This window comes from Rhodobacter aestuarii (assembly GCF_900156655.1).
GTDB lineage: Bacteria > Pseudomonadota > Alphaproteobacteria > Rhodobacterales > Rhodobacteraceae > Rhodobacter > Rhodobacter aestuarii.
Window position 1 is genome coordinate 215,041 of sequence record NZ_FTOG01000009.1, and the last position, 13,544, is coordinate 228,584.

The 13,544-nt window shown below is 61.0% G+C and carries 12 protein-coding genes, 1 tRNA gene and 1 riboswitch; of the genes, 4 read left to right on the forward strand and 9 right to left on the reverse strand.

All coding sequences use genetic code 11. The annotated features are described in order from the left end of the window. Positions 1-50: 50 nt before the first annotated feature. From metK to miaB, 8 genes are all read right to left on the reverse strand, one after another. Positions 51-1,217, reverse strand: coding sequence for a methionine adenosyltransferase (metK, locus tag BW967_RS14050; protein WP_076485717.1), 1,167 nt, complete (start codon positions 1,215-1,217; stop codon positions 51-53). Positions 1,218-1,224: 7 nt separating this feature from the next. Further along, positions 1,225-1,275: riboswitch (SAM-SAH riboswitch) on the reverse strand. Positions 1,276-1,282: 7 nt separating this feature from the next. Further along, entirely contained in the window at positions 1,283-2,821 is a 1,539-nt protein-coding gene (lnt, locus tag BW967_RS14055; protein WP_076485718.1) for an apolipoprotein N-acyltransferase, read from the reverse strand. Positions 2,822-2,828: 7 nt separating this feature from the next. Beyond that, positions 2,829-3,737 carry a hemolysin family protein gene (locus BW967_RS14060; protein WP_076485719.1) on the reverse strand — a complete coding sequence of 303 codons (909 nt, stop codon included), beginning with the start codon at positions 3,735-3,737 and terminating at the stop codon, positions 2,829-2,831. Positions 3,738-3,767: 30 nt separating this feature from the next. Further along, positions 3,768-4,268, reverse strand: coding sequence for an rRNA maturation RNase YbeY (gene ybeY, locus BW967_RS14065; protein ID WP_076485720.1), 501 nt, complete (start codon positions 4,266-4,268; stop codon positions 3,768-3,770). A gap of 279 nt (positions 4,269-4,547) precedes the next feature. Beyond that, complete coding sequence (locus BW967_RS14075; protein WP_076485722.1) at positions 4,548-5,558, reverse strand: PhoH family protein; 1,011 nt, start codon at positions 5,556-5,558, stop codon at positions 4,548-4,550. Positions 5,559-5,751: 193 nt separating this feature from the next. After that, positions 5,752-6,051 carry a hypothetical protein gene (locus BW967_RS14080; protein WP_076485723.1) on the reverse strand — a complete coding sequence of 100 codons (300 nt, stop codon included), beginning with the start codon at positions 6,049-6,051 and terminating at the stop codon, positions 5,752-5,754. A gap of 10 nt (positions 6,052-6,061) precedes the next feature. After that, positions 6,062-6,610, reverse strand: coding sequence for an OmpA family protein (locus BW967_RS14085; protein ID WP_076485724.1), 549 nt, complete (start codon positions 6,608-6,610; stop codon positions 6,062-6,064). A 225-nt stretch (positions 6,611-6,835) separates the two neighbouring features. Beyond that, entirely contained in the window at positions 6,836-8,164 is a 1,329-nt protein-coding gene (gene miaB / locus BW967_RS14090) for a tRNA (N6-isopentenyl adenosine(37)-C2)-methylthiotransferase MiaB (RefSeq protein WP_076485725.1), read from the reverse strand. 120 nt (positions 8,165-8,284) lie between these two features. On the opposite strand from miaB, the gene BW967_RS14095 reads away from it, so the two are divergent. The 4 genes from BW967_RS14095 to BW967_RS14110 all read left to right on the forward strand — a co-directional run bounded on the left by BW967_RS14095 (position 8,285) and on the right by BW967_RS14110 (position 12,195). Beyond that, positions 8,285-9,964: a bactofilin family protein gene (locus BW967_RS14095; protein ID WP_076485726.1), complete on the forward strand. Its 1,680-nt coding sequence runs from the start codon at positions 8,285-8,287 to the stop codon at positions 9,962-9,964. A 72-nt stretch (positions 9,965-10,036) separates the two neighbouring features. Continuing rightward, positions 10,037-10,909: a glycosyltransferase family protein gene (locus BW967_RS14100; RefSeq protein ID WP_076485727.1), complete on the forward strand. Its 873-nt coding sequence runs from the start codon at positions 10,037-10,039 to the stop codon at positions 10,907-10,909. Positions 10,910-11,095: 186 nt separating this feature from the next. Continuing rightward, positions 11,096-11,171 (forward strand) — tRNA-Val (locus tag BW967_RS14105). A 79-nt stretch (positions 11,172-11,250) separates the two neighbouring features. Beyond that, on the forward strand, positions 11,251-12,195 hold the full coding sequence (locus BW967_RS14110) for a DUF6538 domain-containing protein (RefSeq protein ID WP_139327842.1): 945 nt from the start codon (positions 11,251-11,253) through the stop codon (positions 12,193-12,195). A gap of 118 nt (positions 12,196-12,313) precedes the next feature. On the opposite strand, the gene BW967_RS14115 is transcribed toward BW967_RS14110, so the two are convergent. Beyond that, entirely contained in the window at positions 12,314-13,291 is a 978-nt protein-coding gene (locus BW967_RS14115; RefSeq protein ID WP_076485729.1) for an MrcB family domain-containing protein, read from the reverse strand. Positions 13,292-13,544: the final 253 nt, after the last annotated feature.

Below are 13,544 nucleotides of genomic sequence, written 5' to 3' on the forward strand. Positions count from 1 at the left end.
CAAAGAAAAAGGGGGCCGAGGCCCCCTTTTCGATCATATGTCGGATCAGATCAGAGCGCTTTTTTCAGCGCCTCGACCAGATCGGTGCGCTCCCACGAGAAGCCGCCGTCGGCTTCAGGCGCGCGGCCAAAGTGGCCGTAAGCGGCGGTGCGGGCATAGATCGGTTTGCACAGTTCAAGATGCTCGCGGATGCCGCGCGGGGTCAGGTCCATGCATTGGGCCACGATCCGCTCGATCTCGGATTCGGGCACTTCCCCCGTGCCATAGGTGTCGGCATAGATCGAAAGCGGTTTCGCCACCCCAATCGCATAGCTGACTTGGATGCAGCATTTCTTCGCCAGACCCGCCGCGACCACGTTTTTCGCCAGATAGCGCGCGGCATAAGCGGCCGAGCGGTCCACCTTGGTCGGGTCTTTGCCCGAGAACGCCCCGCCGCCGTGCGGCGCCGCGCCACCATAGGTGTCGACGATGATCTTACGGCCCGTCAGACCCGCGTCCCCATCGGGGCCACCAATCACAAAGGTTCCGGTCGGGTTCACCCACCATTCGGTTTTTTCGTCGATCCAGCCCGAGGGCAGCACTTCGCGGATATAGGGTTCCACGATGGCGCGGATGTCATCCGAGGTTTGGCTTTCGTATTTGTGCTGGGTCGAGAGCACGATCGAGGTCACGCCGACGGGTTTGCCATTTTCGTAGCGCACCGAAAGCTGCGATTTCGCGTCGGGGCCAAGCGTCGCCGCCTCGCCAGATTTGCGCACCTCGGCCAAGCGACGCAGGATCGCATGGCTGTATTGGATCGGCGCGGGCATCAGCGCTTCGGTTTCATCGGTGGCGTAACCGAACATGATACCTTGGTCGCCCGCCCCGTCTTTATCGACGCCTTGCGAGATATGCGCCGATTGCGGGTGCAGGTAGTTGGCGAAGTTCAGCGTCGCCCAGTGGAAGGCATCTTGCTCGTAGCCGATATCTTTCACGCAGTCGCGCACGATCCCGTCGATACGGGTCATGAATTCGGCAAGGCGCGTCTTGTCCGAAAGCCCCACTTCGCCACCAACGACCACCTGATTGGTGGTTGCGAAGGTTTCACAGGCGACACGGGCGTTGGGTTCTTCGGCAAGGAAGGCGTCGAGGACGGCATCAGAGATGCGGTCGCAGACCTTGTCGGGATGGCCCTCCGAAACGGATTCGGAGGTGAAAACGTAGTTCGTGCGAGACATTGAGAAGTGCTCCATTAGAGAAATGCTCCGTCCCGCCAGGAAGCCGTTGGAACGGATAATCCTGCCTAGACCTGCTTTTTACGGCGGTCAACGCGCGCAAAGCGCGCAGTGGCAAAAAGTGTCAGAGCCACGATCGCAAGCCCTTCGAGAAACGGGTAATCCCCCATTCCGGCATAGATCGTCACCGTGGCAGAGGGGGGCAGAGGCGCATCAATCACCCCCTGTTCCCCCATGGGCAGGCTTTCGACCATCCGCCCGCGCGCATCAATGAGCGCGCTCACCCCGGTATTGGCCGAACGCGCGAGCGGCAGGCCAAATTCGATCGAGCGAAACCGCGCTTGGGCGAGATGCTGATAGGGGCCGGAAGAGGTGCCAAACCATGCGTCATTGGTGATCTGCAACAGCCAATCGGGGCGCGGGTTCTTGCCTTGGATTTCATGGGCAAAGACCGCCTCATAGCAAATGAGCGGTTGTACGACACCGAGCGGGCCAAGGTCCAAAAGCGTGCGGTTCGCCCCCGCCGAATAGCCATTGCCCGCCTGCGCGGCAAAGGCGGTGATGCCGATTTTCGCGAACGCATCGCCAAAGGGGATGTATTCGCCAAAGGGAACCAGATGCACCTTGTCGTAAGTGGCGCTGACGGTGCCGCCCGCCCCCACCACAGCCAGCGAATTATAGTAGCGCATCCCCTCGCCCCGCTGGATGCCCAGCGCGACTGGGATGCCTTGCGCCGCCTCGGCCACCATCTCAAGCCCTGCGCCGGGACGGTTGAGCAAGAAGGGCACAGCCGTTTCCGGCCACAAGATCAAATCGGGCTTGGGCTTACCTTCGGCGGGCGGTTCGGCCGTCAGGTCCAGATGCCGGAAAAAGAACTCTTCGGCGTAGTCCGGGTCCCATTTCAGGTCTTGCGGCGCATTGGGCTGCAAGATGCGCAGGTTGATAGGCGTTTCACGCTCCGGCAGCGGGTCTTTCAACCGCGCATCGCCACCCCACCAAAGAAGCCCCAAAACCACCGCTGCGACCAGATCCGCCAGCCAGCGCTTGCCCGGCACCGGCACAAGCCAAGGGGCCGCCGCAATGCCCAAGGTCAAGAGCCCCAAGCCCAAGGCCCCTACGACCGAGGCCCATTGCGCGACAGGTGTATCGAGCCAGATGTGGCCGAACAGCACCCAAGGAAAGCCGGTGAAGATGTAGCTGCGCGCGAAATCGGCGGCAAATAGGCCAAGCACCATGCCCAGCGCGCGCGAGGGTTCGCCCGCGCCAAGTTTGGCCCCGAGCCCCATACCAAGCGCCCAAAACACCCCCACGCCCGACGCCATGAAGAAAAGGGCAAAAGGCGCCATCCAGCCATAAATCTCTGGCTCAACGAAGAACGGATCAATGATCCAGAACATCGTCACAAGGCCATAGCCCATGCCCGCCGCAAGCCCTGCCTTAAAAGGCGCGGTGCGCAACGCGAGCGGGAAAAGGAAGGTCAGCGCAATGAGCGCCAGCCACCAATGCCCAAAGGGTGCCTGCCCAAACGCCACACCGGCACCAAGAAGGGCGGCGAGCCCCCAGACAAGCGGACGCCAAATCGGATTATAGCCAGCAGGTACGCGCATTCAGGTATTACTCAGCCGGGGCCACGCCAGGCAAACGCACCCGCAACCGCTTCACGCGGCGCGGATCGGCATCGACCACTTCAAATTCAACGCCGCTTTCGGCCACGATCACTTCGCCGCGCGCAGGCACACGGCCGATTTGCGTGACTACCAGACCGCCGAGCGTATCAACGTCGCCATGTTCTTCCGGGTCAGCCAATTGCATCCCGATCTCGGGTTCAAATTCATCAAGCGGCGCACGGGCTTGCACGATCCATTGGCCGGGCTTTTCAAGCTTCCAAAGCCCGTCCTCGGCCTCGTCATGCTCGTCTTCGATCTCGCCGATCACCTGTTCGATCAGGTCTTCAAGCGTGACCAGCCCATCGACCCCGCCATATTCATCAATCACCAGCGCCATATGGATGCGCTGCACCTGCATCTTTTGCAGCAACACACCAATCGGCATCGAAGGCGGCACATAAAGCAGCGGGCGCAGCAGTTTGCGCAGGGAAAACCGCCCCGAGCCCGCGCCAAAGCCCCAGCCAAGGGCGAGGTCTTTCAGGTGGACAAGCCCCATCGGGCTATCGAGCGTTTCTTTGAAAACGGGCAGCCGCGAATAGCCTTGCTCGCGAAACACCTCAACCAGCTCATCGCGGGTTGTGGTGATGGGCACCGCGACAATCTCAGCCTTGGGAATAGCAACATCGCCCACCCGCATTTTGCGCAGGTTGCCCAGCCCCGGCGGGCCTACAGGCGTGGCGGCGCTGTTGGCGGCCCCATCATGGTAGATTGTGTCAGTGTCATCCGAGTTGCCTCCAAGCGCGCCAAATATGCGCCCGAACAACCCTCTAGACTGCGGCTCAGAACTACTCTCGCCAGCTTCGGGGTCCGAAGCGGGCACGGCGGCGGAATTACTTCCGTCTGCGACTTGTCCCATCTTACCTTTCCAAATGCAGCGGCTTTGCCGCTAAAGCTCATAGGGATTAGAAATTCCCAGAGCCGCCAAGATACGCACTTCACAGCTTTCCATCAACTGCGCGTCTGCGTCGCGGATATGGTCATAGCCCAGAAGATGCAAAACACCATGTACCATCAAATGTGTGACGTGATCGTGAACGGATTTGCCCGCTTCTTGGGCTTCACGCGCACAGGTCTCATAGGCGATGGCAATATCGCCCAGTTCAATCTCACCAAAAACATCCGCCACTGGCCTCTCAGGCACGCCGCCCGGCGCTTCGGCGCCGCGCTCTTCGGCGGGCCAACTTAGCACATTCGTGGGCGTGGGCTTGCCGCGAAACTCTTCATTCAATTCAGCAATTCGGGCGTCATCACAGCCCAAAACCGAAAGCGTCACACCCTCAGGCGCCACCCCCAAATCGGCGAGCACCGCGCGCGCGGCCACTTCACTGCGCGCGGCAAGGTCAAGAGACTCCCATCGCGGATCTTCGATATCAACTTCAATCTGCATCTGCGCGCGTTACTCTGCCCCCAAGGTTACAGCAAGACAAAAAGCATGCCAGCTTAGGGGCGCTTTTCAAGCGGCATCATGCCTGCCGTACCGCAAGCTGGGCAGCGCCCGGCCACCCGCTTGCTAACAGATTTTGCGCCCCAACGAATGCCGCCGCTCTCCCAAACCGAAACTGCATGCCCACAATTGGGGCAGATCATCTTCCAAGCTTCAGAAGAACGCATCATGCTTTGCCCCCAGCGCGGGGGCAAAGCCGCCAAAAAGAACCGCTGAACCGGGCTAGGCGATTTCGGATTTGTCATAGGCATCAATGATCCGCGCCACGAGCGGGTGGCGCACCACATCGGAAGCCGTGAAGTAATTGAAGGCGATGCCCTTCACCCCGTCCAAGATGCGCTCGGCATCTTGCAGACCCGAGGCCGTGCCGCGCGGAAGGTCGATCTGCGTCCGGTCGCCAGTAATCACCATGCGGCTCCCCTGCCCCAGACGGGTCAGGAACATCTTCATTTGCATGGTGGTCGCGTTTTGCGCCTCATCCAGCACCACAAAGGCGCTCGACAGCGTGCGGCCGCGCATAAAGGCCAAGGGCGCAATTTCAATGCGCTTTTCTTCCATCAGCTTGGCAAGCTGTTTCGACGGCAGAAAATCATTCAGCGCGTCGTAAAGCGGCTGCATGTAAGGATCGACCTTTTCCTTCATGTCGCCGGGCAAGAAGCCAAGCCGCTCGCCCGCTTCCACCGCCGGACGGCTCAGGATGATCTTATCTACATGCCCGCCAATCAGCATGGTCACGCCCACGGCAACGGCGAGATAGGTTTTGCCCGTGCCCGCCGGACCGATGCCAAAGGCGAGCTCATTTTCAAAAAGCGCCCGCACATAGGCCTTTTGCGCCTCGGTCCGGGGTTCGATCTGTTTCTTGCGGGTGCGAATTTCGTATTTTCCGGCGGCGAACATCTCAAGCTGCTCGTCCACCGAGACGCCATCATGGCCAAGGTCCGACATCCGGATCGCGCCATCAATTTCGCCCGCGTCAATCGCCTTGCCCTGTTCAAGCCGCGCATAAAGCGTGTTGAGCACGGCGGCGGCTTGTTCTTGCGCTTCGGGCGTGCCGACCACGGCCAGCTGGTTCCCTCGACGCAGGATATGGACCGACATCTTGTGTTCGATCTGCGCGAGGTTGCGATCAAATTCTCCGCAAAGGTCGATCAGCAATCGGTTGTCAGGAAACTCGAGAAGGGTCTCGTAAGCATCCTGAGTGCTGGGCGGGGGGGTGATCGCGCTAAAGCCCAAAAGCGTCTCCCTGGCTGGCGTTGGTAAAGATATGGTGCACCTACCCCTTAAATGACGCAAGACATGGTTTGCACAATCCGCGCGCAATGACCCAAAATTCACGCAGACGTCACGAAAGAGGCCGCGCGAAGCATCGCGCGGCTTGAATGCCTTATTTTTGAGCAGGCGCTGAATTTCGCGCCCTTTACTCGCGTTAGAGCGGGTCCGCGATCGGCGAGCCTTGCTTAAACGGCCCCACGGCGGTCGAGGGGGCGCCAGCGCCCGAACAGATCGGCTTGCCGTAATCGTCAACGCGCTGAGTCAGGTAGCCCTCGACGCCATCGTCAATGATCCAGTGGTCGCAGCCTTCCGGGTCGATCCAGATCCCGGCCTCAAGCTGGCTCAGATGGTGGGCGTTGACACCACGGTCGTAGCTTTTGTCGGGGCCAACATCATCGCAAGCGGCCAACCCAACAGCGGCAAGACCCATCAGAAGGTATTTCGTACCGTTCATGTTCTTGCCCTCACTTCACACAAATGATTTCGACGCGGCGGTTTTGCGCCATGCCCGCGGCAGTGCCATTGGTCGCGCGCGGCATCCGCTCGCCATACCAGTTGACCGCGAGAACCGGCGCCCCGATCGACTGCGCAACACCCGCAACCGCTTCGGCGCGACGCTTCGACAGGCGCATGTTATATTCATCCGAGGCGCGGCTGTCGGTGTGGCCCGAGATGATGAAGCTGCGCGCCTGTGCGGTTTGGAAGAAGTTTTGCAGCGTGGCGCGGCCTTGCGCGGTGATGCGCGAACTATCGGTGGCAAACAGCTGGTCGGTGGGCAGCACGCCGCAGACATCGCGGTGGCAAACCGGGCGACCGTCGCGGGTGATACGGGCATCCATATAGCCCTCCGCCCCGTCGTCCATCGCCCAATGCTCGCAGCCATCGGGATCAACCCAGATCGTCGGAACATAGGCTTCATCAGCCGAAGCCGTGCCCAGTGTGGCCACCAGTGCCACCGCCGCCGCACCAAGGCGCAAAGCCGCCGGTTTGAATTCGCGGATCAATCTAGTCATCCCCACCAAGCCTCCTCGAAAGCACCCGTTTTGACTGCGCAAAACGGTAACGAATTTGGCACACAGTAACAAAACCTTGCGACAAAGGAAGGGGCTTTGCCTTGTTATTGTGTCTGATCCGCAAACAAACCGGGGACAAATTGGCACGAATGGTGCCAGACGAAACCACTTTACCGCCTCAGATTGCGGCACCGCCTGCTCTTGCAGCGCCCGCCCCGAAGCAGATCAGAGCAGCTCACCCGCCAAGGAATTTGGCCCTGCGGCCGTGATTCTCACCTGCGCAAGCGTGCCCTGCCCGATCCCGTCGGCCTTCACATAGACGGCATGCAGGTAATCAGATTTGCCAATCCACTGGCCTTCCAATCGGCCCGGTTTCTCGAACAATACGCCCACGGTGCGGCCCACCATGCTTTCTTGCGTGGCCTTTTGTTGCGCGGTGATCAGCGCTTGCAACTCTTGCAGCCGGGCATCGCCCACCTCAGAGGGCACACCTTCACGGCCCGCCGCCGGAGTGCCCGGGCGCGGCGAATATTTGAACGAATAGGCCGCGCCAAAGCCCACTTCGCGGATCAGATCGAGGCTGTCTTGATGGTCGGCATCCGTTTCCCCGGGGAAACCGGCGATAAAATCAGACGAGAGCATAATATCAGGCCGCGCGGCCCGAATACGCTCGATCAGGCGCAAATATTCCTCGGCGGTGTGCTTACGGTTCATCGCTTTTAGCACCCGGTCCGAGCCCGATTGCACCGGCAAATGCAAATAGGGCATCAGCTTCGGCTCTTCGCCATGCGCCGCGATCAGATCATCGGCCATGTCATTGGGATGCGAGGTCGTATAGCGAATGCGGTCCAGCCCGTCGATTTTCGCGAGTTCCCGCACCAAGCGGCCCAGCCCCCAAGCACCGCCCTGCCCCTCACCGTGGTAGCCGTTGACGTTTTGCCCCAAGAGCGTGATTTCGCGCACGCCCTTTTCCACCAGCTTATGCGCCTCGGACAAAATCCGCGACACCGGGCGCGAGATCTCCGCCCCACGGGTATAGGGCACCACGCAAAAGGCACAGAATTTGTCGCAGCCTTCTTGCACCGTCAAAAACGCAGTCGGGCGCGCCTGCACCGGGCGCTCGGGCAGAAGGTCGAACTTATCCTCCGCCGGGAATTCGGTATCCACCGGATGCTCGCCCCGCTCGGCCGCCGCCACCATATCGGGCAGGCGATGGTAGTTTTGCGAGCCCACCACCAAGTCAACCAAGGGCATCCGGTTCAAAATTTCTTCGCCCTCGGCCTGCGCGACACAGCCCGCCACACCAATTTTCAGATCGGGCTTGGCGTCTTTGTAAGGGCGCAAGCGGCCAAGGTCCGAATAGACCTTCTCGGCCGCCTTTTCCCGAATGTGGCAGGTGTTGAGCAGCACCAGATCGGCGTCTTCCAGCGCCTCGGTCAGCACATAGCCCTTCGCGCCCATGGCCTCGGCCATGCGCTCACTGTCATAGACATTCATCTGACAGCCATAGGTCTTGATAAAGAGCTTTTTGGGCTCGTTTTGCGCATCGGTCATAAGGGCTCTCCGTGATCGCGGCTCGATACCGCAAACGGCACTTTGCCGCAAGGCAGGCGGTTGCGGCATGGGCGAAAGGCGGCAAAGCTGAACGTCAGTGTTTTTACCCCGGAAGTCGTCATGCGATTTTTGCTGCCCCTGTTCGCGCTCCTGATCCTCGGCCCCCTCTGCCTTGCCCCGCCGCTGCGGGCCGAAGAGGGTCAACGCACCTTTCCGGGCGGCACATGCGCGCTGAAGCTGCCCGCCGAGGGGGAGTGGAGCAAGGCCGAGATCTGGGCCTGGACGCAGATTTGCGAGGGCCGCTGGGCCGACATGCGGAAGTTTTCGGGCGATGATCAGCCCTGCAACCCCGCCGACATCACCGACACCGTGCCCGAGGGCCGCCGCCTGTCACCGCGCTTCCTGCGGCTGATCCTGACCCACCCGCAATATACCGCGGCGCTGGAGCGGCCGCAGGTCGAGGTGGACTGCGCGCGGATCGAGGGGGAACTCGATCTGGAAAACGACGCGGTGGCGCCGGAATTGGCCCTGCTCCAGAGCCACCTGACCGCAGGGGCGACGTTCCTGCGCAGCCACTTCGCCCGGTCGCTGATCGTGCAAGGCACGCAGATCGACGGGAAGGTTTCCGCCTCCAGTCTCGAGGTCGGGGGCGATCTTTTCCTGCGCGACCACACCACGGTCAAGGGCGAACTGCGCCTGCCCGGCGCGAAGGTGGGCGGGAATGTCTCGGCCTCCGGCGCCAGCTTCGACGGCACGGTGCGCGCCGACGGGATCGAGGTCGGGGGCGATCTTTTCCTGAACGACCACACCACGGTCAAGGGCGATCTGCGCCTGATCGGCGCGAAGGTCGGCGGGGATGTCGCGGCCATCGGCGCCAGCATCAAAGGCAAGGTGCGCGCCGACGGGATCGAGGTTGGGGGCGAACTTTTCCTGCGCGAGGGCGCCGTGTTCAAGCAAGGCATCGCCTTGACCGGCGCCCGGGTGGGCGGCAACGTGCACTTCGGCGCCAGCACTTTCGCGGGCCGGATCGAGCTTTCCGGGGCGCGGGTGGCGGGGGATCTGATCCTCTCTTCCTCCGATATCGGCCGCCCGAACTGGGGTGCGGAGGCCAGCCTGATCCTGCGCAATGCCACCGCGCAGGGCTTTCAGGCCGAGATCGAGGCATTTCAGCGCGCCGATGGCGGCTGGATCGACCTTGACCTTGCGGGCTTCGACTACCGCACCCTTGGCGGGCTCAGGGCCGCCGATCGCAGTTCGGGGCGCACCAATCTGGCCGATGCCAGCGCCGCGCAGTTGATTGCGCTGATCGAGCGGCGCGATGCGGCGGGCAGACCCGACCCCGCCCATGACGCCTATTTCACCCCGCAGCCCTATCGCGCGCTGGCGCGGGCGCTGACCGAGGCGGGGGCGCTGCCGCAGGCCGAGGCGGTGGAAGAGGCCCGGTTCGAGCACGAACGCCGCGCCGGCAACACGCCGCTGCGCGACCGGATCTGGCTTTGGGGCTCGAAGCTTTTCATCGGCTACGGGCTGCATCCGTTCCGCGTGCTTTACTGGTTTGCCGGGCTGGTGGGCCTTGGGGTCGCGCTGGCCTATCGCAGCCGCGAGCTGCGCCATCGCAACCTGGTGATCAAGCTGATGTTCAGCGTCGAGAACGCGCTGCCGCTGATCGAGGCGCGGGCGAGTTTTCAATCGGTCCGGCATGGCGATGCATGGGTCGAGGGGCTGTTTCACGCGCAGAAGGTGGCGGGGTTCGTGCTCGCCACGGTGCTGGTGGGGGCGCTGACGCTTCTGGGGGGATGATCGCGCCCCTCGCCGCTTGCAATCAGGCCCCGCTTTGGCGAGATTGGCGCAAACGGGTCAACCGAGCAGAAAATGGATTACACCTCGCAAAGCGCTTTTCTGGCCACGGCCAAAACCACCCTTGCCAAAGGACCGGTGGCGGTTGTCCTTGTGGAGGATTTGGTCGAGGTCGAAAGCACCTTGCGCCATCATTTGGCGGCAGGCTTTCGCACCATGGTGGTTTACGCCCCCGAAGCGCTGGTGCTGCCCGAGGATCTTTCTGCGCAAATCCACCGCATCCCGTGGGACATGCACCGTGAAGGCGCGCTGACAGCCGCCCTCAACCCATTGATTGCGGCGGCGCCCCCCGGCACTTGGCTCTATTACTGCTTCAACGCGGAATATCTGTTCCACCCGTTTTGCGAACACCGCAATGTCCGCGAAATGCTGGCCTTCCACACCGAGGAACGCCGCTCTGCAATGCTGACCTATGTGGTCGACCTTTATGCCCCCGACCTTGAAAAGAACCCCAATGGGGTGAACTTGGATGAGGCGATGCTGGACCGCGCAGGCTATTACGCGCTTGGCCGCCCAGATCCCGCGAACCACAACCACCCGCGCGAGCGCCAACTGGATTTCTTTGGCGGGTTGCGCTGGCGGTTTGACGAGCACATTCCCGCGGCGCGGCGCAAAATCGACCGGATCGCGCTTTTTCGCACCGCACCGGGGTTGGAACTGCGCCCCGACCACAGGCTGAACAATGAGGAACTGAACACCTATGCCTGCCCGTGGCACAACAACCTGACGGCGGCGATCGTGTCTTTCCGCGTGGCGAAAGCGCTCAAACGCAACCCGGGCTCAACCTATGACATTCCAAGCTTCGTTTGGCACAATTCCGAACGCTTCAGTTGGACCGGGCAGCAATTGATGGACCTTGGTCTGATGGAACCCGGGCAATGGTTCTAGGGCCGTCTCATTAAGTACGCCTACAGTCAGCCGTTTTTCTTGACTGGACCGGCCCCCACAGATAACGCGCGTGACCAACAAGCGCCTTGGCCCTCTCGCCCCCGTGCCGAAGGCCCCACCATCACCACCGCCGCGCCACCTTTGCCCTTGCACAGCAGCCCCGGCACAGGCTATCAGGCCCGCGTCGGGTGATTAGCTCAGTTGGTAGAGCGCCTCGTTTACACCGAGGATGTCGGGAGTTCGAGTCTCTCATCACCCACCACCCTAAACCGTTGAAAACAAAAGACATTATACCCCATTGGGGATCGCGCCGCTTCTAGTGAGACACAGAGGTGGTACACATGGGTCTTATGATGCCGACGCCGACTAAAGCGACAGCAAAGCGAAACTGTCTGTTCCGAGTCCGGGTTCCTGCCGATATTTTGAGCAAGGTTCGCGGCACCACACTCCAGATCGAACTTGATGGGCGGCCCGTCCGCGTTTCTGTGGGCGAAGATATCAAGCTGTCTTTGCGCACCCGCGATACAGCCGAAGCCAAACGCCGCCACGCCTCGGTTCTGGCCCAAGTAAACGCCCATTGGGATGCGGTCAGGGCTGGCCCGAAGCCGCTCAGCCACAAAGACACGCTGGCGCTAGCGGGTGAAATCTATCGCACCTTCATTGATGTGCTGGATGAAGACCCCGGCAGCCCTGAACTGTGGGAAAGGGTCATTGAGACGGATCGGGCGGTGCTGCAGCCTCAGCCCAGCGCTCTGCAATCCCTCATGGTGGGCAAGCAGGCACAATCAACGCAGATCGACCCAGAGGCGCTTGAGGCGCGGTTTGGCGGGTTTGTGGATGTGATTCTGCAGCGGCACCGTGTCGTCACTGATGATGCCTCCCGCCAGAAGTTGATGATTGAGTTCGGCAAGGCGCTGATCGAAGCGGCCCGGATCAACAAGCAAAAGGCCGAAGGCGACTATTCCGAAAGCGGCGAGACAAAGCGCTACCCCGAGTTCAAGCGCGAGGCTGCAAAGCCCGAGATTGCCGCCACACCGGGGATTGGCCTCACCTTCGATCAGATCATTGATGCTGAGATCAAACGCCGTGCGACAGGCCTCCTCGGCGAAAACTGCGGTGGTGGTGGCGATGGTACCATGCTTCGCACTTCGAGGAACGTGCGAGACAGTCCGACGCTGACTAATGTTGTAGAGTTGTTGCAGAGCCTACCAAAAACGACAAAAGCCGCCCTTCGGGGCGGCCTTTATCGTGTTGTAATCTCTAAGAGATTTTGGCTCCGGCGGTAGGCGTTGCTCTCCGTCGCGGGTGTCCATTCTTTCCTTTTAAATCAACGACCTACAAGAGCGGTCAACGTTCGGCGTGTACCTAGAATGTCCCCATTAGTGTACCCGTGAGGATGGGGCGTCAAGGACTGAAGTAAGCCAAGTCATGTGCGATTTTGAAACGCAACTTGCGCTTGAGGTTGTTCAGGTCGGACGGCGTTTCGGTCTTGTGAATCATGCGATGACAGGTCGGGCAGAGGACCATGAAGTCATCGGGAACCTTGTAACGACGCGTTTCGCCCTCGGCCAACCCGTGCAAGGGGGCCGCGTGATGCACATCTAGCGGCGTTTCATGGGCGGGCCCGCTGAAACCGTAGTCTCGAGCTGGGTCTAGACCGCAGCATTCGCAAATCGGTGGCTTCACCTTGAGCACATCCTTGCGGACTTTTGGCGAACGCTCAATGCGTCGCGATAGGACGTAGCGGCGCGTCTCTTCGATATCCTTCCCCTCGGCCTCTTCTTGCATCGCCTCGCTGGGCGTCGTGCCTCCGCGATTTACGAGCGCTTCATAGGCCAGGAGCATGACGTGCAAGTCTTCAGAAAGCTGCTCGTCATTGAGGTCGCCGACGCGATAGGTTCGACCGAATGCATGTCCAGCCTCATACCCCGTGGGCAGCCCAGCGCCAGAGCCAAGGTCGATCGGTTCTTCGGAAAAGCGCTGGGCAAACTCATGTACACGATCGGCCATATCCCTGGCACGGCGCTTCAACACTTCAAGGCCGCGCGCATGCCCAAACTCATTGATCACGGCGGTCGTTCCCTGGTTCATCGACAGCGTGATTGTCTGCGCATCGGGGTTGATCAGGTAAACCACGTAGAAGCCTTTCGTCGCTGTCTCTGTGATGAGCGGGTCAAAGAACGCAAGCCATGGCACCGATGCCCAAAGACCCTGGCCGACGCTGGCCTTCACCTTCAAATCGAAGGGCCAAACGTTCAGAGCTTTCCTCGCCTCCAAGGCAATGTCGTGACGTACAAAGTCGCCGAAGGCTGAGCCTGCAAACGGCTTCATGCGTTCTCGTGTGTATTCGGTGGCAAGCCTGGAAAGGTATTCTGCAAGCATAATCAAGCTCCCTGAAATTCGTTGAAGCTTACGCTCAACGCCCGATAGCGCAACAGGGTTGGTGCTAAACATCTCACCGCAAAAACCTGTGACCCCGAGATTGATATCTATTGCCCGCGCCTATCCCCCGGTGGGGGTGGGTGACCCAGGCCGAGGCTGTCAAAGCCTTGCTCAGGGGCGGCGGCGGTCGCCGTGGTCATCGCCGTGCCCGCCAACGGCCCCGCTTTGTCATCCTTCGGGGGCCTCTCCCTGC